The organism is Dysgonomonas sp. 216, from assembly GCF_010501065.1.
Classification (GTDB): Bacteria; Bacteroidota; Bacteroidia; order Bacteroidales; family Dysgonomonadaceae; genus QVMM01.
On record NZ_QVMM01000013.1, the window covers coordinates 1 to 26,036 of the forward strand.

Consider the following 26,036-nt stretch of genomic DNA (forward strand, 5'->3'; position numbering starts at 1 on the left):
ATGGCTTAGAAAACCCAAATATACAACCTTGAAAAAATACCCAACTGTCAGATCTAGTCTAAACTTTTACACAAAGATAAGCAAATTCAGCAAAAGACATTCTTTTCATGAGCTGTTTATGGTTATATCCAATTCCAAATTAATTCTTTGTATTTTAACCTATCAGTACAGCCTGATAAGAACAATTCAAACCTTTCTCCATCAGACATATCCCGTGTATTATACCTATAAGCAAATTCATCGCAATATGCATGTAAATGTTTAGGACTTACCAAATGATAGATTCCTAATATTCCACGTTTTAATTGACTCCAAAAGCCTTCAATAGAATTAGTATGGAAACCATCTTTTACATATTGTCCATGGCTGTGGTCTACAACTTTGTGTATAAAGTCTTTGGACAAGCCACTATAGCCCTTCCAACCATCCGTTACAATAACGGAGCCTTGTTTTACTAACCTATTGATTATAGTCTTTAGTACCCATCCACTGGCTTTAGGAATAATTTCTGTATAGACTTTCCCGTCAGACAATAATCCCATAACAGGAACCTTTATTAATGTACTTCTACCTTGAGTCTTTTTTCGCTTATCACCTTTCCTCTTTTTACCACCTACATAAGTTTCATCTGCTTGTGTTCTGTTATCAAATTTGACTTTTATTTTGTTATAGAAATTGTGTCTTATCCTACTAAGCATAAACCAAGCAGTCTTCTGAGTAACATTTATATCCTTACTTAATTGAACACTACTTATGCCTTTCTTATGTGAAACAAATATGTATATAGCTAAAAACCACTTCTTTAAACCAATATGGGAACTTTCAAATATTGTGCCTACTGTTACAGTAAACCTTTCCCTACAATCTTTACATTTATATAAGCCTTTAAATACGCCATTGGTTGTTAAACGATAATGTTTCTCATTTATACTACCACAATGAGGACAAATAGGCTTGCCTTGCCACCTAACATCTTCTAAGAATAGCCTACAATCCTCCTCCGATTGTAGCTTTTCTATCATATGTATCAGTGACTTTATTAGCATGGCTATATAATTATATAGCTATTGTACTACATGAGGCTAAAAAATACACCGTTTTAGAAAAAACTTTCAAAGAAAAATACAAATAGCTTATAGTCAATAGGATGTCATTACACCTAAAATTTAACATAGATTTAAGGGATTTTCTTTTGCATTGTAGTATCATCAATGCACATGCCCATATTGGCACAAAACTAAAAATAGCCCAGTATCCTACTACTGGGCCATTTTCTTAAGAAAGAAAGGGGGTAAAAATGAATTGTTATTTCACTGTTAAAGGTGAATTATACAAAGTTCACATTGATGATATAGCCATCATAACAATGGGTATTACAGAACTATATATGTATTGCATTTCTATAATACATGAATATGCAAAACAATTCAAATCTGAAGATGTAAAAAGTATTTAGAAACTACTATCTATAAACATGGTAGAGTAGGATATACCATGTTTATTTATTATTTATATGTAAATATTAGCATATAGATAAATAGTACCACCTTAGTTTTCAAAATGCACTGTATTTGTGTATCTTATTGGCTACAATAATTGGTACATTAAAGTATATAGATGCGTAAAAATGATTCTGAGGAGGGTATAAAAATGCGGATTTAAAACCTTCTTGTTTCGTTGTATCGGACACAAGAAAAGATTTAATGATTTCAAAAATGGGGTATCTATATCCCTTAGCGTACCATCGATAGGTTTCTATCTCCATCCCTGAAAAATTGTTTAGGGTATCAATGTTTGATATTGATTGAATAGTCTTTATGCGTAAAGTATGACTTACTGTGTCATTAGAAGGGAGAATTAGTATACCGCGAGCATCTGCTTCTAGGCTAACATATCCTTTAGTATTAATAAATTCATTTGAAGAATATACTCCTTGCGATTTAAAGTCTTTTTTTATCTGCTGTTTATAATCTAATGGGTAAATCATTGATAATATAGGTGTACTATGACGAATTATGTTAATGGGGTTCTCGTAGCCTAATAAAAAAAGAGAATCACCTTTTAATCGGTAATAGTACATTGTTCTATGTTCTATTGCAATAATTGGATCCCCGTATTCTATATGCTTCGCATGAATTGTATCCCGTCCCATTATATATAGGCTATCCCTGTTCAATTGTGGCGATTCATAACGAAGTTTGTATTCCGGATTAACAGCATTTAACTGTCCAAAATTCCAGACAACATTTTCTCCCGATCGTCCCGGGTCTTTGTATTCCACTTGTTGTTTAATAATTTCATCTCCTGTACGGATAGCATTGTTCTTGTATGTGATTTGCGCAGATAAAGGCAATATCAGGAACAATAAAAGCAGACATAATGGTACTCTCATAACGTGTATTGGTTGTTGTTTTAAATTAATTTTCATTTTTAAATATAAAAAAACAAAAATAAACAAAATATTACTATTTTATACGTAAATTAATATAAATAATAAAGCAATAAATCTATTCTTTTTAAAGAGAGTAAGGTTTCTAAATTTGAGAGGAGCTTTAGCTTATTGTTATGCAAAAGAAAACAGAACGTAACGAAAGCCGGTTCAGCTAATTCGTTACGCTCTGCTTGTTTTCATTTCTGCTTAGAAACTTATATGAATAGAGTAGTTGTGTTTTGATTGCGAAAATTAATATTCCGTGCTTCGTTATTTCATATACGGCTTCCGATTCGAGATGTTCGCCCGCCTTTTTTCGATATTGCATTTTAGATTATTAATTGATTTGAGTTGACCGATTGGGTAATAAATTGTTCGCCTTTCTGCCATGATGTGCTTTAAAGAATGTTTTTGCGAAAATCAGACAGTTTTGAAATAATAGTAGAATATCCCCAAACGATCCTGAACAAAAGTATATAACTCCTTCTCTTGTCGAACCTGTTTGTCTGTAAAAAAAGCATTTTAAATTACGTGGGGCTGTTTACGGTTTAATGAGAAACGGCCTTGAGTCCGACAATGGAAAAAATGAGAGTAGATATAAAAAACAACCTCCAAAAGTTAATCGGTTCGTTAAAGATGAAAACTCCCATTAAAACAGTGCCAACAGCACCTATGCCTGTCCAAACAGCATATGCCGTACCCATAGGTAGGGTTTGTGTTGCTTTAATAAGTAGCGCCATACTGGTTGTTAAAAAAATTATGAATCCGGCAATCCACCAATATTTTTCGTTTCCCGTAGTTTCCTTTATCTTGCTTAGACACGATGTGAAGCCAACTTCGAATAATCCTGCAATAATTAAAAAAATCCAATTCATAAATTATTATTTTCTTGCAAAGATCGGGTATAAAAACCGGATGGCATTTTACAAATGATAAAAAATAAAATAATTATTTCAATTTGCCTCTTATCCGGCTTAAGGATACTTGTGTTATTCCCAAATACGAGGCAATATGCGATAGCTGAACCCTTTGAAGTAGTTCGGGGGTGTTTCTGAGGAGTTCATGGTATCGTTCCGAGGCTGTTTTGAACTGTCGGGATATGAGCCTGCTTTCTGTTTTTAGAAGTTCTTGTTCAGCAAATTTTCGTCCCCAGTTTGCGATATATACATCTTTTGCAAACAAGTTGTTCAGGGCTTCGGTATTTATTTTGTAGAGTACACAATCTTCAAGAAGCTCAATGCTTTCGTATCCGTCCTGGTTGTTAACATAGCTTTTCATCGACACCACAGTGTCGCCCTCTTTCCCGAACCAGAAAGTAATTTCGGTATTCGAAGAATCTATATAAGCCCTTGCGATACCTGTCTTGATAAAATAGATGTTTCTTTCTACTTTGTTCGCGTTTAGTAAACGGTAGCCTTTAGGATATTCAACTTCGCTTATGATGTCTGTAATATTATTTATCGAATCTTTCGGAAGTTTGTATATCTTATCTAAGATTGCTTTGATTTCCATTATAAGCTGAAGTGTAATATAGGGTAATTTTTGCCCATGGCATCCTTTGTCGAGCGGGCGGTTTGCTTAAACCCAAACCGTTTATAAAACCCGACAGCCTGTTCGTTCTGTTCATTAACGTCCACTTTTACGATATTTAGGTTTTTGATAGCATGAGTCAACAATGTTTTACCATAGCCTTTACTTCTTTCTTTGGCAGAAATAAATAACATTTCGAGCATGTCGCCCGAAACACCAACGAAGCCTTTTATCGCGTTCTTGTCTCGTAATATGTATAGGTCGACATTGGGCAGAAAATCAGTAGGCATAGATTTTTTGTAGAATTCAAAATCTTCGTCCGCCAGAAAGTCATGTGTTGCTTTAACCGAACTTTCCCAAACTTTTACTATCTCATTGTAATCGAGAGGTGTAGCTTTTTCTATATTGGGCATGGCTGTTTTTATTTGTTATACTGTGTAAAAGTACAAAACCCAGCAAATCTGGCAATGTTTAGCCCTTATAAAGTTCTTCAACCTTTTATTTGTAGAAGTAAAAGAATACCTGATGTTTATCTGTGTCGGACGTATGATTAGCTTCTGCGGTTATTTTGTTTTTGCTGTGCAGGTCGAACTTTGTAGTTGTTGCAAGGTGTTAAAGGTCGGATTTGACAGTTGAATAAATGAACATAATAAAATTGTATTTATTCTGTTATACAATTTTAAGGGTATTAATAATGCCGATATCAATACATAATTGTTAATTTTGAGACATATAATAATGCAACAATGAAAAGAAAACGCATACTTTGGGCTGATGATGAGATTGACATGCTTCGTCCGCACGTCTTGTTTCTCGAAGAGAAAGGATACGAAATAACTACTGTCAACAGTGGGCAGGATGCTTTGGACTGCTGTAAGGAAGAAGATTTCGATTTGGTTTTTCTGGACGAAAATATGCCGGGATTGTCAGGGCTCGAAACGCTGTCGTTGATAAAGGAAATAAATCCGAATATCCCCATCATAATGATTACAAAGAGTGAGGATGAGGGTATTATGACCCATGCTATCGGCAAAAAAATTGCCGATTATCTCATAAAGCCGGTAAATCCCAATCAGATATTACTGTCGATAAAGAAGAATCTGCATAAAGACGATATTGTAACCGAGGTTACTCTCGAAAGTTATCGGGAAGAGTTCAATAAAATAGGCATGCAAATAAATATGGCTTCCGATTTTGATGAATGGAGTGATGTTTATAAAAAGCTGGTGTATTGGGAAACCGAGTTGACCGATTCTCAGAACCCTCTAATGGAGATGATTAAGGCACAAAAGCAGGATGCTAATAATTCGTTTGCCAAATATATAAAGCGCAACTACGAAGGCTGGATTCAAGATCCCGGTAACCGTCCGGTGCTGAGTGTTGATGTTTTTAAGGAGAAGTTATTCCCGGTTTTGGATGAAGGGGAAAAAGTATTTTTTATTCTTATCGATAATTTCCGGCTCGACCAGTGGTGGACTGTGAAGGAACTGCTGGCTCCTAATTTTGTGTTTAACGAGGAGTTGTATTATAGTATATTGCCCACAGCTACACAATATGCACGTAATGCAATATTTTCGGGGTTGATGCCAGCACAGATAGCGAAAATGTTTCCCGAACTTTGGGTCGACGAAGATGAGGAAGAAGGTAAGAATATAAACGAAGAACCTTTGATTCAGACTCAGATCGAACGTTTTCGTAAAAAATATTCATTTTCGTATAACAAACTGATAACTTCGGCTCAGGGCGAAAAGCTCATACAAAATTTCGACAGTCTTTTAAATAATCAACTTAATGTGGTGGTTATTAATTTTGTAGACATGCTTTCGCATGCCCGTACCGACTCGAAAATGATAAGGGAGTTGGCTTCGGACGAGGCTGCATACCGTTCGCTGACAAAATCGTGGTTTAAGCATTCGAGCACTGTCGAATTATTTAACAAGGCGGCCGAAAAGGGGTATAAAATAATCCTTACAACCGATCATGGAACTATCAGGGTTAAAAATGCAGTAAAGGTTGTAGGCGATAAAAATACGAATACTAATTTGCGGTATAAATTAGGACGGAATCTTAATTACGATACAAAAAAGGTTTATGATATAAAAGATCCGGCTAAGATAGGGCTTCCGGCTCCCAATATCAGTACCAAGTATATATTTGCTTTAAACGACGACTTTTTTGCATATCCTAATAATTACAATTACTATGTGTCGTACTATGCCGATACGTTTCAGCATGGAGGAATTTCGATGGAAGAAATGATTGTTCCGTTAATAACAATGACCCCTAAATAAAACAGGTTTATGAAAATAAAAATAGAATCGTTAGAAGTAATAGATAAAGCGGCGTCCGAGTTTGTTGAAGCCATGGGCGATAATACCGTGTTCGCTTTTCGTGGCTCGATGGGAGCAGGAAAAACTACGTTTATTACTGCAATTTGTAAGGCACTGGGTGTTGACGATGTAATAAACAGTCCGACTTTTGCTATCGTAAACGAGTATCGTTCGGGAAGTGGCGAGCTCATATATCATTTCGATTTTTACCGCATAAATAAAATAGAAGAAGTGTTCGACTTTGGTTACGAAGATTATTTCTACAGCGGTAGCATATGTTTTATTGAGTGGCCCGAAAAAATAGAATCTTTACTTCCCCATGATGTTGTTAATGTTTCAATAACTGAGCTTGAAGATGGAAGCAGGGAAGTAAGTCTTGCTTAATAGGCTTGTGAATGCCAGATGTGTATAAATGAAAAGAGGCGGTATCTTGAACAGAAACTGCCTCTTTCACGAGTATGAAAAAAACTTTTACCGACTGGCAAAATCGACGCTATAGTTCTATCCCCATAAAACTATACATCATTTATTGTAAATCAATGTTGATTTGGCTTTTGTAATAGTTACTCCGGCATATTGTCCGGCTATATCGGCTCCCCAATATAGTATTGAATTGCTATAATCTTTTCTTAATTTCAATGTAGATTCGTTAGCGACAATTACTTCAAACGTTTCGGTTTGCGACGTTTCGCTGTAAGCAAGTTCGAGCGATTCTTCCGACAAGATATAAGTTCCGGAACCCGTTAAGGCAACTCCCGATCCATCCTCTTCGGACGTAACATATGCTTCGAAATATCCTTCATCGTCGAAAATGTAGTAAGTAGGTTCTTGCTTTCCGGCGTAAGTTTGCAGGGCAACCTCCAATAATGGGTTTATGACTGTACTTAACGATGAGCCTGAAGTTTCTACATCAGCAGATATGCTGGCGAAAGCCCATGTTCCTTCCACTGTCCCAATGTTTTCATGCTCATCTGCGTCAGAGTCGTCGTTACTACATGATGTGATAAGAAAAGGTAGTGTTAACAATAAATAAAAGATCTTCTTCATCAAAGTTCAAATTTCTTAACCAAAATGGTTTTTTAGTTTGTATTAGTCGATTATCAGGAAACAAAAGTATGGGCTCGAAAGCAACTATACAACAGCAATCGACAGAAAGGGTCTTTTAATCGACGAAAGGTCGTATTTGAGTTTTTGTTTGTTGGTAGCTAATATATAGGGGTTGATGCGATTATTGGCTAAAATATTTGGAAAAAAACGTTGAGTGTATTATCTTTGTGCCAGCATTTCGAAAGAGGAGGCATTGGCTTCCTCTTTTTCGTTGATTTTGTTAAACAGATGATAGATAAAACTTTAATAAAAGAAATAGTTGAAGAGTACTTAGTTGATACTCCAATGTTTCTGGTGGAAACAGTAGTTCGTCCCGGAAATATTATAGTTGTAGAGGTCGATAGTAAAGATGGTGTTGGTATTGACGACTGTATTGCCCTTAGTAAATATATCGAGTCGAAGTTAAATCGCGACGAAGAAGATTTTGAATTGGAAGTGGGCTCGGCCGGAATAACATCTCCTTTTAAAATACCTATGCAGTATGAAAAAAACATAGGTAACGAGGTGGAGGTTTTAACAAAGGATGGACAAAAAATATCAGGAGTTTTAAAATCTAATAACGAAACAAAATTCACTGTTACAACAACAAAGATGGTGAAACCCGAAGGAGCCAAACGTAAGGTTGCTGTTGAAGAAGACCAGACTTTTGGTTATGACGAAGTGAAATATACAAAATATATAATAAGGTTTAAATAATCATGGCAAAAAAAGAAGTTATCAGTTTGATTGATACGTTCTCTGAATTTAAAGAGTTGAAGAATATCGACCGAATGACGATGATTAACGTTATCGAAGATTCGTTTCGTAATGTTATTTCTAAAATGTTTGGTACAGACGAGAATTATGACGTTATCATCAATCCCGATAAAGGAGACTTGGAAATTTGGCGTAACAGGACTATCGTAGAAGATGGAGATCTGGAAGATCCTAATACCGAAATATCATTGTCTGATGCTCTTAAAATAGATAAGGACTTTGAAGTAGGTGAAGAGGTAACAGACGAAGTGTTTTTTGAGAACTTCGGTCGTCGTGCTATTTTAAATTTACGCCAGACTTTAGCTTCGAAAATACTTGAGCTTCAAAAAGACAGCCTTTACAATAAGTATAAAGAAAAAGTAGGAGAAATTGTTTCGGGCGAAGTTTATCAGGTTTGGAAAAAAGAGATACTGCTTCTTGATGATGAAAAAGAAGAGCTTTTATTACCTAAAACAGAGCAGATACCGAGCGACTTTTTCCGCAAAGGAGAACATGTGCGTGCGGTTGTTGCCCGTGTAGAGAATAAAAATAATAACCCCAAAATTATTTTGTCAAGAACTTCTCCGGTTTTCTTGGAGAGGCTTTTTGAACTGGAAGTTCCCGAAATAAATGATGGGCTAATCACTATAAAAAGCATTGCACGTATACCCGGCGAAAGAGCAAAAGTGGCTGTGGAATCGTATGATGATCGTATCGATCCGGTTGGAGCTTGTGTTGGGATGAAAGGTTCTCGTATTCATGGCATTGTACGTGAGTTGAGAAACGAGAATATAGATATAATCAACTATACTTCAAATATGAGCCTTTACATTCAGCGGGCATTAAGTCCGGCTAAAGTGTCAAGGATTAAACTTAACGATGACGAAAAACGTGCCGAAGTGTTTTTGCGTCCGGAAGAAGTTTCATTAGCTATCGGTAAGGGTGGTCTTAATATTAAGTTGGCAAGTATGCTGACAGGTTATGTGATAGACGTTTATCGTGATATTGACGATTTCGATGAGGAAGATATCTATTTGGATGAGTTCCGTGACGAGATAGACGAGTGGGTTATCGAACAGTTGAAGAAAATAGGTTGTGTGACAGCTAAAAACGTATTGGCAGCTAACCGAGAAACATTAATACAGGATGCCGACCTTGAAGAAAATACGGTAGATGAAGTTTTGGCTATATTAAGAGCCGAATTTGAGGACGAGGGATAAGTTTTATATTTGGTCGTTAAGCTATTTCTTAATACTTTTGTGTGCTAAAGGCTGAAAATGGAAAGCTTAATGCTACAAATCTGGAATTTTTTCTCTTTGTTGTCCATTTTTTATGATTTAAAAAAAATATATGTCGATAAGATTAATAAAGGTATCAAAAGATTTGAATGTAGGAATCAGCAGTTTGGTTGAGTTCTTGCAAAAGAAGGGGTTTGAGGTTGAGGCAAATCCTAATACAAAAATTGACGACGAGCCATATGAGTTACTGTTGAAGGAATTCGGATCAGATAAGAATGTGAAACTTGCATCTAATCGCCACAAAGAACTTCAAAAAGAAAAGAAGAAGGAAAAGGATGAGATTATCTCTATCGAAGGATATGAGGAAGAATCTCTTTCTGCTCAGAATGTTGTGGAAGAAATAAAAACCGAAGTGCCTGAAGAAGCAAAACCTCATTTGAATATTATCGACAAAATAGACCTTGATAGCTTATCGAGACCTAAAACTGTGGTGCAAAACAAACCCGAAGAGGTTGTTGAAGAACCAAAAGAGGAACCCAAAGCAGAGGAAATTATAGAAGTGAACAAAGAAGAGCCTATAGTTGAGGTGGTTGAACCTGTTGTAGAGAAAGAGATTCCTGTTTCTAATGAAGAGGACGCAAAACAGCCGGAGCCGGAAAATAGAGAAGAGGAATCAGAAGAAGCGGACGAAAAAAATGATAATGAAGTCTTCCGCTTAAATAATCCTTCTATTCAGACAAATATTGTAGTAAAAGGAACTATTGATTTAAGTTCGATAAATGATAAAACCCGTCCGGCGAAGAAAACTAAAGCTGAAAAGCGGAAAGAACGTCAGGATAAGGAAATTGCAGACCAAAATCAGAAGAAGCAAAAGGATAATGTTGTTAAAACTCTGAAGAAAGATGAGGATAGAAAAGGACAACAACCCTCGAAAGAGAATGATTCGGATGATGTTGCTAAGAAAAAGCGCAATAGAATAAAGAAGGGTAAAATTGATATTGAACGTGGTGCCCCTCAAGGACAGAATGCCGGAGCAAAAGATCGTACTAAGCATAGCCTTAGAAAGTCGCCTTTGAAGACGGAAGTGAACGATGAAGATGTTCAAAAACAGATAAAAGAAACATTAGCCCGCCTTACAAGCAAAGGTAAGAATAAGGGTTCGAAATACAGAAAAGAGAAACGCGAGGCAGTTCAGCAAAAACAGCAGGAAGAGCTGGAAATGCAAATGCAAGACAGCAAAGTCTTGAAAATAACAGAATTTGTTACAGCTAATGATTTAGCTGTGATGATGAATGTGCCTGTCGTAAATATTATCTCTACTTGTATGAGTATTGGTATTATGGTTTCTATAAATCAGCGTCTTGATGCCGAAACGATAAATATTGTGGCAGAAGAATTCGGCTTTAAAACCGAATATGTGAGTGCTGAGGTTGTTGAAGCCATAGCCGAGGAGGAAGATTCGGAAGAGGATATGGAGCCTCGTGCACCTATCGTAACTGTGATGGGACACGTTGACCATGGTAAAACCTCGTTACTTGATAATATTCGTCAAACAAATGTTATTGCTGGCGAGGCAGGGGGTATAACCCAGCATATTGGAGCATATAATGTGAAGCTGAAATCGGGTCGCCGTATAACATTCCTTGATACTCCGGGACACGAAGCATTTACAGCTATGCGTGCTCGTGGAGCGCAGGTTACCGATATTGCGATTATTATAGTTGCTGCCGACGATAATGTGATGCCTCAAACCAGAGAGGCTATAAACCACGCATCGGCTGCCGGTGTTCCAATTGTTTTTGCTATCAATAAAATAGATAAGCAGGGTGCAAATCCTGATAAGATAAAAGAAACTCTGGCTTCGATGAATTATCTTGTTGAAGAATGGGGTGGTAAATATCAATCTCAGGATATTTCGGCTAAGCAAGGTTTAGGTGTTGACGAACTATTAGAGAAAGTATTGCTTGAAGCTGAGATATTGGAATTGAAAGCTAACCCGAATAAAAATGCAGTAGGTTCGGTTATCGAATCGTCGTTAGATAAAGGACGAGGATATATGTCGACAATACTTGTTCAGAACGGAACACTAAAACAAGGAGATATTGTATTGGCCGGAACTTATTTTGGTAGGGTGAAAGCGATGTTCAACGAGCGTAATCAACGCATCGAATCGGCTGCACCTTCTGAACCAGCTCTTATATTAGGATTAAACGGAGCACCACAAGCCGGTGATAAGTTTAATGTAATGGAGTCGGAACAGGAAGCCAGAGAGATTGCCAATAAGCGTGAGCAGTTACAAAGGGAGCAGGGCTTGCGTACTCAGAAGATACTTACTTTGGACGATATAGGTCGCCGTATTGCAATCGGAAACTTCCAGCAATTAAATGTTATTGTGAAAGGAGACGTGGATGGTTCTATAGAGGCTTTGTCCGATTCTTTGATTCGTTTGTCGACCGAAGAAATACAGGTAAATGTGATACATAAAGCTGTAGGACAGATATCAGAATCTGATATATCGTTAGCTGCAGCATCGGATGCTATTATTATTGGTTTCCAGGTTCGTCCTTCTTTAGCTGCTCGCAGGGCTGCCGAAAAGGATGGAGTGGAGATAAGGCTTTATTCGATTATATACGATGCCATTGAAGAGGTTAAATCGGCAATGGAAGGTATGTTGTCGCCTGATATTAAAGAAGAAATTACGGCAAATGTTGAAGTGCGCGAGGTGTTCAAAATTACGAAAGTGGGTACAGTTGCCGGATGTATGGTTAAGGACGGAAAGATTAAACGTTCGAATAAAATACGTCTTATCCGCGATGGTATTGTAATATACTCGGGTGAACTAGGATCGCTTAAACGCTTTAAGGATGATGTGAAAGAAGTGGCATCGGGCTACGAGTGTGGTCTTAATATTCATAACTATAACGATATTAAGGTTGGCGATATAATTGAGGCATTTGAGGAAATAGAAGTGAAAAAAACATTGTAATTAAAAAAAGATTATTATCTTTGTAAGCATAACCTAAATAAATAACCAATTGATAGTTGTAACCAAGCAATCTTGACCTTGAAATGATCGGTGGTAATAGACTGCCACCGACACACACAATAAAAATGCAACTATTAATTGGCTAAAAGGTTTCCTTACCAGTCTGCAAAGCAATAATCACAAACCCTTATTATTATGGTAAAAAAGATTGTACTAAGTGCTTTTTTTTGTTTGTGTTTGGTGTTGCCATATAGTGTATCTTCACAAACTATAGTAGAGATAAAAGTTGCTTATATAAATTCCGTTGAGTTATTAGAGTCTGTTCCGGGAAAGCCCGAAGCAACGAAAGCTATAAACGAACTGAATAATAAGTATAAAGCCGAATTGGAGGTTATGGAAAAGGACTATAATAAAAAATATTCCGATTTTATATCTTACCAGAATACAATGGCCGAGAGCATTAAATTGCGCCGTATGCAAGAGCTTTATGAGCTCGAAAAGTCTATTGCCGATTTTATGCGTATAGCTCAGGAAGATATCGAAAGTCAGGAACAATATCTGATAGAGCCTCTTAAAGGAAAACTAGCTAAGGCAATAGAAGAAGTAGGGCTCGAAAATAACTTTACCTGCATATACGATAAGGCAAGTTCGTCTGTTGCGTTTATTACCCCTCGGGCAATAGATGCAAATGCGTTGGTAACGGCCAAGTTGAAAAATTAAGAATTACAAACAGAATAAGAAAGAGCCGGTAGATATATCGGCTTATTTATTATATATACATCAAGCGAAATGACTTTAACGAATAAATTGGCGCCCGGCTCTATTGGTGTTTTTGATTCAGGTTATGGAGGATTGACTATCTTATCGGAGATACAATCGTTAATGCCCGAATACGACTACATTTATTTAGGAGATAATTTGCGTGCACCGTATGGCTCGCGGTCGTTCGAAACAGTGTATGAGTTTACAAAGCAAGCTGTTGAGGCATTGTTTGGTATGGGGTGTAACCTTGTTGTTTTGGCTTGTAATACGGCATCAGCTAAAGCGTTACGAACTATACAACAAAACGATTTGCCGATGCTGAACCCCGATAAGAGGGTGTTGGGAGTTATTCGCCCCACAGTTGAGGTTGTAGGCAATATCAGTAAAAACGGGCATATAGGTATATTGGGTACTATTGGTACTATACAGTCGAAATCGTACGATATTGAGATAGCTAAGTTTTACCCCGATTTTAAAGTTTCGGGACAAGCATGCCCTATGTGGGCTCCTCTTGTCGAAAATAATGAATATGAGAACGAAGGAGCCGATTACTTTGTAAGAAAAAATATTGGTCAGCTTCTGACGAAAGATGCCGACATTGATACCATTATTCTTGGTTGCACACACTATCCTATTTTGTTAAACAGCATAAAAAAACAATTGCCGGAGAATATAAATGTTATATCGCAAGGGTATTATGTTGCAAACAGTTTGAAAGATTATTTGCATCGCCATACCGATATGGATTCGGTATGCAAAAAAAATGGAATAACCCGTTATTATTCAACCGAATCTCCCGAAAAGTTTGAAGAAGCAGCATCTATATTTATGGGAAAAAAAGTATCGGCCGAAAGATTGATTATTCAATAATCGCACCATTTGATAGATAAACAGAGGATATAATTTTACATCCAACCGTTTTGTTTGTACCATGCGTACGACTCTTCGAGTCCTTGAAGAAGATTGTATTTTGCCGAAAAACCAAGATCATCCACAAGAGGTTGTATGTCGCACTCCCAATTGCGTTGTTTCATTATTTTATATTTATCACGGTTCAGGGTCGAAGGTTTCTTTGTTACTTTAGACATACTTTCGGCAATTACCGAAATACCTTTCAGTAACCATAAGGGAACTTTTATGTTTAAAACATGTTTGCGACCAACTACTTTTTTTACTAAGGATGTATATTCTTTATCGGTGTAAACATCTCCATCGGCTATAAAATAACCTCTATTTGTTAATGGCGATCCGAGGGCGAGAAAGGCTGTGTCAACAAGGTCTTTAACATATATAAAAGTCAAATGTTGAGGCTTGAAACCGGCTCCTACGTCCAGCCCTGACTTTACGGTTTTCATCATCAGGAAATAATCCTTTTCGCGCGGACCGTAAACTCCCGTTGGTCGCAGAATCATATATGGGAACCCATGTGTTGATTGCAAAAACCGCTCGGCTTTAAGTTTGCTTATGCCATATGCAGTATTAGGATTTGGTGTGTCGGTTATCCTAAGCGGAGTGTAATTTTCTTCGTCTCCAATTCCATACGAACTGAGGCTGCTCATAAGAACAAACTTAGAGGGTATGGCATCGGCTTCTTGCAAAGCTTCAACAAAGTTACGGGTATTTAAATAATTTACTTTATCAAAATCAGAAGCGTTCAGGCATTTAGTTACCCCGGCATTATGTATAATATAGTCGAATTTCCCGTTTTCGGCAATAAACTCTTTTAGTTGAGACACAAGAATGTCTTTGTTTGCATAATTAAAATCAACAAATTTAATACGTTTGTCTTGTAGGTATTCTTTGCTGCTTGTTTTACGGATCCCTGCCCATGTTTCGAACCCTTTCTCTAAAGCTTTCTCTACCAAAAAACTTCCGATAAAACCGCTGGCTCCTGTAATTAAGATTTTTATCATGCTACAAATATAAACCAGATTAAGTAAACGATTATAATTTGTGACAGATTATTTATTTGTAATAATTACTTAAGTAGTTGTAACCCGATAACTTTCTTAAGATGTTAATAATAATTCATAATCAGAGACATCTAACCAACGTTCGAACTTCATTCCAACTTCCTTGAAATAAGATACCTGTTTAAAACCAAGTTTTAGATATAAGGAACTGCTGGTCTTGTTCTCGCTTGTTATGCAGGCTATTAATGCGTGATAGCCATTTTCTCGACAATCATCAATCAGTCTTAGCATCAGTTCTTTTCCTATGCCTTTTCCCCGAAACAAGGGAGATAAATATACAGTAACTTCTGCGGTATATTTATATGCAGCCTTTTCTTTCCATGCGTGGGCGTAACAATATCCAATAACTTCTCCATCTGTTTCATAAACAAAATAAGGAAATTGTGAAGAAATTTCCGATATGCGAGAACGCATTGTGTTTTCCGATACCGGTTCAGTCTCGAAAGTAACCACACTGTTCCTTACATATTCGTTATAAATATTTGTGATGAATTTTACATCCTTAGGCTCTACATGTCTGATCATAATAGAAATTAAATTAAAAAATCTCAGGTTTTATACCGATACTAATCGGTAAAATGATTATATTCAAAATTCAACAAAAATATGTTTATTTTCTTATAGATAAACAAGTCAATAAAATTAGGGGTATTTTTATTAAAAGTACCCGAAAATGCTATCTTTGTGAAATACATTAATTGAAAAAAATTATGGCAAAAAATAAAATACCGCAAAAATCGAAAAAGCGGAAAAATAAGTCGGATTTAGTAACTTCTATTCTGAACTTTTTTAATCGGAATACCAGCAAAGCTTTTAATTATAAACAAATAGCATCGGATATCGGGGCTAAAACCGAAGCCGAACGTCTTGCTGTACGTGCTATACTGGACGATATGAAAGAAGATTCTTTTGTATTGGAAGTGTCGAGAGGAAAATTCAAATCTAATACACGGGGATTATTTCTTGAAGGTAGGTTTGAACGCCGTAGTTCGGGAAAGAATTTTTTTGTACCCGATGACAACGAGGAAGATAATATTTTTATTGCGGAGCGTAACTCTGCTCATGCAATGAATGGCGACCGTGTTCGTATACAAATGCTAGCGCAGCGTAAAGGACGTGAACCCGAAGGCGAAGTTGTGGAAATAATTGAACGCAAACAAACTCGCTTTGTGGGTACATTGAATGTACAAAAGCATTTTGCTTTCCTCGAGATGGATAGTAAAATTTTGGCAAATGATATTTTTATACCAGCCGATAATCTTAATGGCGGAGTAACGGGCGATAAAGCTTTGGTTGAGATTGAAGAATGGCCAAAGAAAGCCAAAAATCCTGTCGGACGCGTTATTGATGTGTTGGGTAAGGCCGGATCGAATAATGCCGAAATGCATGCAATACTTGCCGAGTTTGGGTTGCCTTATAAATATCCAGAATACGTAGAAGAAGAGGCTGATAAGATACCAGATGTTATATCGGAAGAAGAGATTGCCAAGCGAGAAGATTTTCGCAAGATAACCACCTTTACTATCGACCCTCGCGATGCAAAAGATTTTGATGATGCTTTGTCGTTACGTAAATTAGATAACGGCTTGTGGGAAGTGGGTGTTCATATTGCCGATGTAACTCATTATGTGCAAAAGGGCGATATTATTGATAAAGAAGGGGAGGAGCGTGCTACTTCGGTTTATCTTGTGGACCGAACAATTCCAATGCTTCCCGAACGTTTGAGTAACGTGCTTTGTTCTCTTCGCCCGAATGAAGAGAAACTGTGTTATTCTGCCATTTTTGAAATGGACGATGATGCAAATGTAAAAGATTATCGTATAAAAAGAACAGTAATAAATTCGGACAGGCGGTTCACTTACGAAGAAGCTCAGGAGATAATAGAAACAGGCGAAGGCGATTTTAAAGAGGAAGTACTTAAGTTGGATAGTCTGGCAAAAAAACTTCGCGAAAAGCGCTTCGACTATGGAGCTATTGCTTTTGACCGTGTAGAAGTTCGTTTCGATATCGATGAAACAGGAAAACCTGTTGGTGTATTCTTTAAAGAACAAAAGGATGCAAACAAGCTTATCGAAGAATTTATGCTTTTAGCCAACCGCACAGTTGCCGAGTTTATAGGTAAAGTACCTAAGGGAAAGAAAGCCAAAACCTTTGTTTACCGTATACACGATTTGCCAAACCCCGACAAACTTCAGAACTTGTCGGAATTTATCCGCCGTTTCGGTTATAAGATAAAAACAAAAGGCAGCAAGGTTGCCGTATCTAAATCTATCAACGAATTGTTAGATGATGTGCACAATCGTCCCGAGCAGGAGCTGATTTCTACAATTGCTATACGTGCAATGGCTAAAGCTGTTTATTCTACTACAAATATAGGACACTACGGATTGGCTTTCGATTATTATACACACTTTACATCGCCCATACGCCGTTATCCGGATATGATGGTGCATCGTCTTTTAACCCAATATATTGATGGTGGACGTAGTGTGAATAAAGAGAAGTACGAGGAAGAATGTAAACATTGTTCCGATATGGAACAGCTTGCAGCCAATGCCGAGCGTGCATCGATAAAATACAAACAGGTCGAATTTATGTCCGATAAAATAGGGCGTGTGTTTGAGGCCGTTATTTCGGGTATAACAGAATGGGGATTGTATGCCGAAATAATAGAGAATAAATGTGAAGGCATGATTCCTATGCGGGTTTTAGACGATGACTTCTACGAGTTTGATGAAAAGAACTATTGTTTGCGTGGTAGGCGTACGAAGAAAGAATATCGTTTAGGCGATAAGATTAATATAAAAGTAGCTAAAGCAAACCTCGAACGTAAGCAACTCGATTTTGATCTCGTAGAGTAAAAAATGCCTGTTTACTTTGGTTTTAATCGGCTGGGTTTATTTGAATTTTAGTGTCAAATAAGTACCTTTGTGCCAAATTGTAATATCTCAATAAATATAGATTCACAAATGAAAAAAGTAGTATTAATTCGCCACGGAGAAAGTGTTTGGAACAAAGAAAACCGTTTCACCGGATGGACTGATGTTGATTTAACAGAAAACGGTGTTCAGGAAGCTGTTAAAGCCGGTAAATTATTGAAAGCCGAAGGTTTTAAGTTTGAAATGGCTTTTACTTCTTTCTTGAAAAGAGCTAATAAAACATTGAATACAATTCTTGACCAAATGGATTTAGATTGGATTCCTGTCGAAAAATCATGGCGTTTGAACGAAAAACACTATGGCATGCTTCAAGGATTGAACAAAGCTGAAACTGCTGAAAAATACGGCGACGAGCAAGTGTTGATCTGGAGACGCAGCTACGATGTTCCTCCTACACCACTAGAGGTAACCGATTCTCGTTCGGCTTCACAAGACCCACGTTATGCCGGTGTTCCTGCAGCTTTTATACCACAAACAGAGGCATTGAAAGATACTGTAGAGCGTATTCTTCCTTATTGGTTAGAAGTTATCTATCCTTCGTTGGTCGATCATAACGAAATTATCGTTGCTGCTCATGGAAATAGCTTGCGTGGTATCATCAAATATTTGAAAAACATTTCGGACGAAGATATCGTAAGTTTGAACTTACCAACTGCTGTTCCTTATGTTTTTGAGTTTGACGATGAGTTGAATTTAGTAAAAGATTACTTCTTAGGCGATCCTGAAGAAATTAAAAAACTAATGGACGCTGTTGCTAATCAAGGCAAGAAAAAATAAGCTTACAACATACTTATAGATAAAAAAGCAATCCGATATTCGGATTGCTTTTTTGTTATAATAAAAAAAGATATTTTGTTTTAGTAGATTTCTTTGGCTATACGTCTGACACTTTCTGTAGCCATCAACGAATAGAAGTGTATGCTGGGAACTCCGTATGCAATAAGTTCGCGGCATTGTTTTATGCCCCACTCAATTCCTACTTCTTTAGCCTCGTCATCGGTTTTGCATTTTAGAAGTTCCGATTCTAATTCTTGAGGAATATTTGATCCAAATATTTTAGGTAAAACAGTCAGCTGATTTACCATGTGGATGGGTTTTACACCCGGTATAATGGGTTGTGTAATTCCTTCGGCGCGGCATTTTTCGACAAACGAAAAATATTTACTGTTATCGAAAAACATTTGGGTAACAAAATATTCAGCTCCGTTTTTCGCTTTCTCTTTCATATAGCGAATGTCTGATTCAAGACTTGGGGCTTCCTCGTGTTTTTCGGGGTAGCAAGCCATTCCATAATCGAATGGAGTTTCAAAGGCTTCGAATGTCGATCCATCAACAGAAATTCCTTTATTGAAATCGTTCAACTGACTTTGTAAGTCTGTGGCAAACATATTCTGGTTGCCGGTAAGTTGTTCGGGTAGTAATCGTTTCTGGTCGCCTCTAAGCAATAACACATTGTGTACGCCTAAAAAATTAAGGTCGATAAAGGCATATTCGGTTTCTTCTTTCGTAAACCCCTTACATATTAAATGCGGAATAGCTGTAATATTATATTTGTTTTGTATAGCTGCGGCAATGGCTACCGATCCGGGGCGTTTACGAACATTGATACGTTTTACACTACCATCAGGCATTTCTTTGTCAAGATATTCGCTATGATGTGTGGTAATGTTTATGTATTGAGGATCGAATTCGATAAGTTTATCTATAATATTATAGACCTTCTGTATGCTGTTCCCTTTTAGCGGGGGCAATATTTCGAAAGAAAAAGCTGTTTTATCGCTTTTCTGTATAGGATCGGTAATAGTCATTTTCCTTAAGTTTGTTTAATCTTAATATATAAATACTCTATCAATGTAGAATTGTTTCCTGCTTTTAGAGCCCTACAACACAATTAAATTTAAAAACCTGACAAATCTTACAATTTTTGTCTGTTTTTTTTGAGCATTTTTGTGTAGGATTCTTTATTTAAAAGAATTTCTCACTAATCCATTTAAAGAGGTCGTTACCGTTTGCATAAAGAATCAGCCCGAACAGAAATATCATACCAACCATTGTTGCACGTTCCATAAACTTCTCGCTGGGTTTACGGCGAGTGATAACCTCGTATAACAAGAACATAACATGTCCGCCATCGAGTGCAGGTATGGGTAATATATTCATAAATGCAAGCATGATAGAAAGGAATGCTGTCATCATCCAGAAAGCGTGCCAGTCCCATTGTGCAGGGAACAGGCTTCCTATTGTTCCGAAACCGCCGATATTACTTAACCCGTCCATCGAGAATACGAGGCGGAACTGATTTATGTAACCTTTTAATGTGGCAACACCTAAACTAATGCCCGCAGGGAAACTTTGGAAAAATCCGTAGCTATCGTGTTGTTCAGGATAGAATTTCGAAAGGTTTTTGCCCATCATCACTTCTCCGTCTTTTCCATAAAAGCCAAGTGTCCCCATTGAATCGACAGCGGCTCTTAACGTTATTTCTTCGCCATTACGCACCAGCGACAAATCTATCGAATCGTTTTTACAATCTTGCATTTCTTTCAGAAAACTAGAGAATGTAGGTGTTTCGTGGTAATTAATAGCTATAAGTCTGTCGTTATGCTGTAATCCTATACGTTCGGCTTCGCTTCCACTTTTTAAAGAATCGACAACAGTTGGTATTCTGAATGCCCAAAATCCTGATTTTGCAGCAACATATCTGTCCATAAAATCTTCGGGAATGTTAATTGTATGTTCTTTGCCGTCGCGTATAACCTGTACTGTTTTAGCATTCAGTATATCAAGTAACATGTTCGAATCTAAAGTTCTTGTATCCCGGTATTTTAAATATTCGCCATCGGCCGAAACAAGTATGTCCCCATCTACAAATCCTACTTCTGTAGGCACTTGCCCGAATTCCATACCCATTTTTATGTCTTTCAGATATACGTATTTATCGCCCGATGCAAAAAGTATCATCGAATAGATAAAAATGGCTAATATAAAGTTGAACACAACGCCTCCCACCATAACTAAAAGTCGTTGCCATGCCGGTTTTGAGCGAAACTCCCAAGGTTGTGGGGGCTGAGCCATTTGTTCTTTATCCATCGATTCGTCAATCATTCCCGATATTTTTACATATCCACCCAATGGTAACCAGCCTATACCGTATTCGGTATCACTGTTTTTAGGCTTGAATTTGAAAAGGCTGAACCATGGGTCGAAGAATAAGTAAAATTTTTCGACTCTTATTTTAAACAAGCGGGCAAACAGAAAATGCCCGAACTCGTGAATAATAACCAGTATTGATAAACTTAATATTAATTGCAATGCTTTTATTAAAAAACTTTCCATTTGATTGTTTTATGGTGTATATGGTTTTATTTCAATTATTTAATATGTTCGAAAGCTAGTTTGCGAGCTTCGATATTCGATTGTACATAATCGTCGTACGATGGTTTATTTACGAAAGTGGCCTTTTGCATTGTTCTTTCGATAATGTCGCTCATTTGCAGAAACCCAATCTCATCACGCAAGAATGCAGCAACAACAATTTCATTTGCTGCGTTTAATATACAGGGCATATTCCCCCCTGTACGTATGGATTCGAATGCGTATGCAAGGTTTTTAAAACGATCAAGATCAGGCTCTTCAAAAGTCATAGACCCTAGTTTGAAGAAATCGAGACGCTCGAAGTCCGATTTCAATCGATTAGGATATGCAAGTGCATATTGTATGGGTAAGTGCATATCGGGTAATCCTAATTGTGCGATAATGGACGAATCTTCGAACTGAACCATCGAGTGTATAATAGATTGAGGATGTATGATAACCTCAACCTGATCGGGCGATAAGCCAAACAGCCATTTTGCTTCTATCATTTCGAAGCCTTTGTTCATCAACGAGGCCGAATCAATAGTAACTTTTGCACCCATATCCCAATTAGGATGTTTAAGGGCTTCTTTTTTAGTTACATGGCGTAGTTCATCTTTTTTTAAGTTGCGGAACGGACCTCCCGAAGCAGTCAGTAAAACTTTTTCGACGGGGTTTCTTTCGCCAGCAAGACATTGAAATATAGCGGAATGTTCGGAATCGACAGGTAAAATAGGAACTTTGTTCTGTATAGCCAGTTCCATAATCAGTTCGCCTGCAACCACAAGGGTTTCTTTATTTGCCAAAGCAATCGCTTTTCCTGCTTTTATGGCATTTATGGTAGGCTGTAATCCCGAATAGCCAACCATTGCAGTCAGAACCATATCGATAGGATCGCTTTCTACAACCTGAGCGATGGATTCACTTCCTGCCCATACTTTTATTGGTAAGTCCGAAAGGGCATCTTTCAGTTTTTGGTACAGGCTTTCGTCTGCAATAACAACCACTTCGGGCTCAAATTCCCTTGCTTGTTTAATAAGCAAATCTACTTGTTTATTTGCTGTAAGCGCATATACCTCAAAGCTATCGGGATGTTGTCGTACAACGTCGAGTGCCTGTGTTCCAATGGAGCCTGTTGAGCCTAATATTGCTATTTTTCGTTTCATCACTTTTATCAGAAAGAAATGTAAAGTTCGGGGTTAACGGGTTTTCCTTTATACCACAATTCGAAATGAAGATGGGCGCCATTCGATAATTTTCCCGTATCGCCTATAATAGCTATAGCTTCTCCGGTGCGAACCTCGTCTCCAATTTCTTTGAGCAACATTGCATTGTGCTTATAAACGGAAATAAATCCGTTGCTGTGTTGTATTTGTATAATATAACCAACATTGGCATCGAATCCGGCAAATATAACGGTACCTTCCAAAGCAGCCACAACACTCGCTTTAGGTGCGGCTACAATGTCAACACCATAATGTTTTATCGAAGGATTGTATTTGTCGGAAATAACACCTTTAACCGGACGGAAAAATGTAATGTTTTCGGTAGTAGCGGCTGTGTTTGGCGACAATACCGATATTGTATACTTTTCTTCTTCTTCGAATTTTCGGTTAAAATCCTTTTCGGTATTGGTGCTCCTTAACGATTTGTCATCTTCCGATATAGATACGGTGTCGGCATAGGTTAGGGAGTCTACTGAAATTTTACCCGCAAAAATATCCTGTATATTAGATATGTATATTGATTGGTGCAGTAGTTGCTGTTCGAGAGAATCGGCTCTGATAGCAGACATCAATGCCTGTTCCATAATTTCGGAATCGAGATATCCGGGCAAATAATTACGAATTGGCGTTGATATAATTACTATGGACGAAAGCACCATAAGGATAATGACGAGAAAGAAAACAAGCAACGTACCCCAAAATTTGGATGTGCGGATTTTGGCTACTTCTTCCAGCGTATTCTCGTTAATTACAGAGAGTTTATACTTGAAGTGTATCCGTTTCCAAAAATCGTGTTTATTGTTTTTTCTTTTCGACATTCAGTTTCCCCTTCGTGTTTTTTCGAAGTTGCAAATTTAATAAAAAAAAGAAGACTCTGTCTGAGAAACTGCTTTTTAGACAAATTGTTAAGATTTATTTTATATCTATTTCTTTTCCGTTATAAAAATCCAGAATTTTTGTGCGGAATAAGAAATCGTATTTTGCTTGTATTTGTTCCGATTTGCTCGTGAGCATTTTTGTTTGTGCTTCGCTAAATTCATAAACCGTCGATTTTCCAACCTTATAGCGCTCTTCGGCATATTTGAACGATTCGGCGGCGGCATCATAAGCTTTTTCGGTAGACGAATATTTTGCCTGCGCTGCAACGGCACTTTGATAAGCCTGTTGTATTTCTTTATACAGGGCTAATTTAGTATTCTCTAATTGTAGTTCATAATTCTCGATATTCAAACGGGCACTACGCACCTGATTACGTACCTGAAAGCGGTTGAAAATAGGAATACTTAATGAAAAACCGATGTATTTTGTTTGATTATCACCCAACTGAGACGAAATACTTGGGTTGTCATAACCACTTTTATATACATGGTCGAACCCTGTGCCGTATCTTAATGACAAGTCAAGCTTAGGCCAATATCCGGCTTCTGCAATTTTTAATCCCTTTTTGCTACTTTCAAGTTTATATTCAATTTCTTTAACGTGAGGTTTGATTGTTATTGCTCTTTGATAAACGTGAGTAGGAGGTTGTACGCTCGATATATTATCATCTATAAAATTTGCCAAATTTGGTTCTTCTATATCAAACGTATTCGTTTCTTGTAAATTTAAGGCTTGAGCTAGGTTCAGAAGAGCTATATCCAAATCGTTTTTTGCATTTGTAATATTCAATTCATCTTTTGCAAATTGAGCTCTTATGTCATATAATTGTGATTCCGCTACTTTTCCCGAACTTACAAGTATTTCAGTATTAGATACCTGTTTTTTTGTTAATTCAATTTGATCTTCGAAAGCTTTTAATATTTCCTTTTTGAATAAAACCTCAAGGTATAAAGATGCAACCTGCAATTGCATGTTGTCTTTAACTTTGTTCAAACCTTCGGTAGCAGCCTGCAAGTTTAATTTATCTTGTTTTATTTCATTTGGTATTTTGAATCCTGTAAATAATGGGATATTGGATGATATGCTTAAGTTTGTAGATCCAATATTCCCTTTAGTATATGTGTTATTACCCATACCAATTCCTCTACCGAAATTAAAATCCTGACTTGCATTTGCATTCAGGTTGGGCAAACGGCTGTTTTTGCTGGTGCTTAGGTCTATCTCAGAATCTTTTACTTTTAACTCTTCTTGCTTAATCTCAATATTATTCTCGATAGCATAGTCGATGCACTGGCGCAGAGTCCACTTCTGTTGAGCCTGAGCAAAACAGGTAGCGCCTATGAAACCGATCAGTAAAATATATTTTTTCATAAAAATTATCTGCTTAAATGTGCTGTTTTTTTAATTAGTTGGCTTTCGGTTTGTCAGAAATTTCATTCCCTCTTATTTTCATGCCTTTTTCAATCCCCGATTTTACTTCAACATTTATACCGTCCGATAAACCAATTTTTATCAATGTTTTTTCGAATTGTTGTGGTTGGCTGATTGTATCTTTCAGCACATAAACGAATGCGGAGTCTTTACTGAACGTAACCGCGCTTTCGGGTATCGTAAGTACATTTTCGGAACGGGCCAAAACTATTTCGGCATTAGCACTGTAACCGGCACGGATAACGACAGAATCGGGGACGTTTGCTGCAGCTTTTATTTCAAATAATATTGCTCCATTTTCTTCTACCCCTTTCGGCGAGATGTATTCGAGTACGGCATCGAATTTTTTGTTTTCTATAGCCCCAACAGAAAGTGTTATTGGCATACCTACATGTATACGACCAACTTCGGTTTCGTCAATTTTTCCTATGAATATCATGTCGTTCATATTGGCAACAGTGGCAATAGTTGTTCCATCGTTAAAAGTGTTAGCTTGTATAACAGAGTTTCCGGCTTTAATGGGTACATCAAGAACCATACCGTCAATAGTCGATCTTATTTGTGTATTACTGAATTGCGCAGTTGCTTTCGACATACCGTTTTTTACGATGTCAAGATTGTCCTGTGAGTTCTGAACTTCTTCGTCTGCTTTTTTGAAATCGGCTTCGGCTTTATCCATTTCTTCTTTGGCAATTACTCCGTTTCCGAATAATTGTTTTTGCCTGTCGTATTCGGCTTTTACCTGATTATAGTTTATCTTGGCTACACGCACACGCGATTCCGCCGAGTTCAACTGGCTCATTTCGGGAATAACCTTTACGGTTGCTATAATATCGCCGTTTTTTACAATATCTCCGGCTTCTTTTAGCACTTCCGATATGATGCCCGATATTTGAGGTTTTATTAAAATTTCGTCACGGGGCGATACTTTTCCTGTAGCAACCGAAGTGTTTTGCACATTGCCTGTATCGACAGTTGTGATTTCGTATACCACTTCTTGGGGTTGCGATTTTTGCCATAGCCAATAGAATGTGTATAAAACAATAATTGCGACTAAAACTAACGCCAGTATTTTAAAAAACTTCTTCATGTTTTATCTATTTTATATATTCCTT

Annotated in this window: 23 protein-coding genes; 9 read left to right on the forward strand and 14 right to left on the reverse strand. The window is 37.2% G+C overall.

Features of this window, described 5'->3' with window-relative positions; all coding sequences use genetic code 11:
• Positions 1-122 precede the first annotated feature (122 nt).
• The 5 genes from D0T53_RS08825 to D0T53_RS08845 form a co-directional block, all read right to left on the reverse strand.
• Positions 123-1,046, reverse strand: coding sequence for an IS1595 family transposase (locus D0T53_RS08825; protein ID WP_163266970.1), 924 nt, complete (start codon positions 1,044-1,046; stop codon positions 123-125).
• A gap of 509 nt (positions 1,047-1,555) precedes the next feature.
• Positions 1,556-2,428 carry a hypothetical protein gene (locus D0T53_RS08830; RefSeq protein ID WP_221411516.1) on the reverse strand — a complete coding sequence of 291 codons (873 nt, stop codon included), beginning with the start codon at positions 2,426-2,428 and terminating at the stop codon, positions 1,556-1,558.
• A 551-nt stretch (positions 2,429-2,979) separates the two neighbouring features.
• Positions 2,980-3,306 carry a multidrug efflux SMR transporter gene (locus tag D0T53_RS08835; protein WP_163266974.1) on the reverse strand — a complete coding sequence of 109 codons (327 nt, stop codon included), beginning with the start codon at positions 3,304-3,306 and terminating at the stop codon, positions 2,980-2,982.
• A 73-nt stretch (positions 3,307-3,379) separates the two neighbouring features.
• Entirely contained in the window at positions 3,380-3,943 is a 564-nt protein-coding gene (locus tag D0T53_RS08840) for a Crp/Fnr family transcriptional regulator (RefSeq protein WP_163266976.1), read from the reverse strand.
• On the reverse strand, positions 3,943-4,374 hold the full coding sequence (locus D0T53_RS08845; RefSeq protein ID WP_163266978.1) for a GNAT family N-acetyltransferase: 432 nt from the start codon (positions 4,372-4,374) through the stop codon (positions 3,943-3,945). Before D0T53_RS08845 ends, D0T53_RS08840 begins: the two co-directional genes overlap by 1 nt.
• A gap of 333 nt (positions 4,375-4,707) precedes the next feature.
• Here D0T53_RS08845 and D0T53_RS08850 point away from each other — a divergent pair, with 333 nt between their 5' ends.
• Together D0T53_RS08850 and tsaE are read left to right on the forward strand one after the other, a co-directional pair.
• Positions 4,708-6,252: a bifunctional response regulator/alkaline phosphatase family protein gene (locus tag D0T53_RS08850; RefSeq protein ID WP_163266980.1), complete on the forward strand. Its 1,545-nt coding sequence runs from the start codon at positions 4,708-4,710 to the stop codon at positions 6,250-6,252.
• A gap of 9 nt (positions 6,253-6,261) precedes the next feature.
• Positions 6,262-6,675 carry a tRNA (adenosine(37)-N6)-threonylcarbamoyltransferase complex ATPase subunit type 1 TsaE gene (gene tsaE / locus D0T53_RS08855; protein ID WP_163266982.1) on the forward strand — a complete coding sequence of 138 codons (414 nt, stop codon included), beginning with the start codon at positions 6,262-6,264 and terminating at the stop codon, positions 6,673-6,675.
• A 138-nt stretch (positions 6,676-6,813) separates the two neighbouring features.
• Here the strand turns inward: tsaE and D0T53_RS08860 are convergent, their stop codons facing one another.
• Positions 6,814-7,338, reverse strand: a complete 525-nt coding sequence (locus tag D0T53_RS08860; protein ID WP_163266984.1) for a lipocalin family protein — start codon at positions 7,336-7,338, stop codon at positions 6,814-6,816.
• Between the two features lie 288 nt (positions 7,339-7,626).
• Between D0T53_RS08860 and rimP the strand changes: the two genes are divergently transcribed.
• From rimP to murI, 5 genes are all read left to right on the forward strand, one after another.
• The gene (rimP, locus tag D0T53_RS08865) at positions 7,627-8,094 is read left to right on the forward strand and encodes a ribosome assembly cofactor RimP (protein ID WP_163266986.1); all 468 of its coding nucleotides are present in this window, start codon (positions 7,627-7,629) and stop codon (positions 8,092-8,094) included.
• Between the two features lie 2 nt (positions 8,095-8,096).
• A complete protein-coding gene (nusA, locus tag D0T53_RS08870) occupies positions 8,097-9,353 on the forward strand; it encodes a transcription termination factor NusA (protein WP_163266988.1) in 1,257 nt (418 codons plus the stop codon).
• Between the two features lie 130 nt (positions 9,354-9,483).
• On the forward strand, positions 9,484-12,357 hold the full coding sequence (infB, locus tag D0T53_RS08875; protein ID WP_163266990.1) for a translation initiation factor IF-2: 2,874 nt from the start codon (positions 9,484-9,486) through the stop codon (positions 12,355-12,357).
• A 195-nt stretch (positions 12,358-12,552) separates the two neighbouring features.
• The gene (locus D0T53_RS08880) at positions 12,553-13,077 is read left to right on the forward strand and encodes an OmpH family outer membrane protein (RefSeq protein ID WP_163266992.1); all 525 of its coding nucleotides are present in this window, start codon (positions 12,553-12,555) and stop codon (positions 13,075-13,077) included.
• 69 nt (positions 13,078-13,146) lie between these two features.
• On the forward strand, positions 13,147-13,989 hold the full coding sequence (gene murI / locus D0T53_RS08885; RefSeq protein WP_163266994.1) for a glutamate racemase: 843 nt from the start codon (positions 13,147-13,149) through the stop codon (positions 13,987-13,989).
• 35 nt (positions 13,990-14,024) lie between these two features.
• Here the strand turns inward: murI and D0T53_RS08890 are convergent, their stop codons facing one another.
• Entirely contained in the window at positions 14,025-15,032 is a 1,008-nt protein-coding gene (locus D0T53_RS08890; protein WP_163266996.1) for an NAD(P)-dependent oxidoreductase, read from the reverse strand.
• A gap of 96 nt (positions 15,033-15,128) precedes the next feature.
• On the reverse strand, positions 15,129-15,617 hold the full coding sequence (locus D0T53_RS08895) for a GNAT family N-acetyltransferase (RefSeq protein ID WP_163266998.1): 489 nt from the start codon (positions 15,615-15,617) through the stop codon (positions 15,129-15,131).
• 185 nt (positions 15,618-15,802) lie between these two features.
• Here D0T53_RS08895 and rnr point away from each other — a divergent pair, with 185 nt between their 5' ends.
• Positions 15,803-17,953, forward strand: a complete 2,151-nt coding sequence (gene rnr, locus D0T53_RS08900) for a ribonuclease R (RefSeq protein WP_163267000.1) — start codon at positions 15,803-15,805, stop codon at positions 17,951-17,953.
• A 108-nt stretch (positions 17,954-18,061) separates the two neighbouring features.
• The gene (gpmA, locus tag D0T53_RS08905; RefSeq protein ID WP_163267002.1) at positions 18,062-18,808 is read left to right on the forward strand and encodes a 2,3-diphosphoglycerate-dependent phosphoglycerate mutase; all 747 of its coding nucleotides are present in this window, start codon (positions 18,062-18,064) and stop codon (positions 18,806-18,808) included.
• A gap of 80 nt (positions 18,809-18,888) precedes the next feature.
• Here the strand turns inward: gpmA and D0T53_RS08910 are convergent, their stop codons facing one another.
• From D0T53_RS08910 to D0T53_RS08935, 6 genes are all read right to left on the reverse strand, one after another.
• The gene (locus D0T53_RS08910; RefSeq protein ID WP_163267004.1) at positions 18,889-19,839 is read right to left on the reverse strand and encodes a methylenetetrahydrofolate reductase; all 951 of its coding nucleotides are present in this window, start codon (positions 19,837-19,839) and stop codon (positions 18,889-18,891) included.
• 157 nt (positions 19,840-19,996) lie between these two features.
• Complete coding sequence (rseP, locus tag D0T53_RS08915) at positions 19,997-21,367, reverse strand: RIP metalloprotease RseP (protein ID WP_163267006.1); 1,371 nt, start codon at positions 21,365-21,367, stop codon at positions 19,997-19,999.
• Between the two features lie 35 nt (positions 21,368-21,402).
• Complete coding sequence (locus tag D0T53_RS08920; protein WP_163267008.1) at positions 21,403-22,551, reverse strand: 1-deoxy-D-xylulose-5-phosphate reductoisomerase; 1,149 nt, start codon at positions 22,549-22,551, stop codon at positions 21,403-21,405.
• 8 nt (positions 22,552-22,559) lie between these two features.
• On the reverse strand, positions 22,560-23,429 hold the full coding sequence (locus tag D0T53_RS08925; protein WP_163267010.1) for a M23 family metallopeptidase: 870 nt from the start codon (positions 23,427-23,429) through the stop codon (positions 22,560-22,562).
• A 94-nt stretch (positions 23,430-23,523) separates the two neighbouring features.
• Positions 23,524-24,861 carry a TolC family protein gene (locus D0T53_RS08930; protein ID WP_163267012.1) on the reverse strand — a complete coding sequence of 446 codons (1,338 nt, stop codon included), beginning with the start codon at positions 24,859-24,861 and terminating at the stop codon, positions 23,524-23,526.
• Positions 24,862-24,895: 34 nt separating this feature from the next.
• Entirely contained in the window at positions 24,896-26,011 is a 1,116-nt protein-coding gene (locus D0T53_RS08935; protein WP_163267014.1) for an efflux RND transporter periplasmic adaptor subunit, read from the reverse strand.
• Positions 26,012-26,036 lie beyond the last annotated feature (25 nt).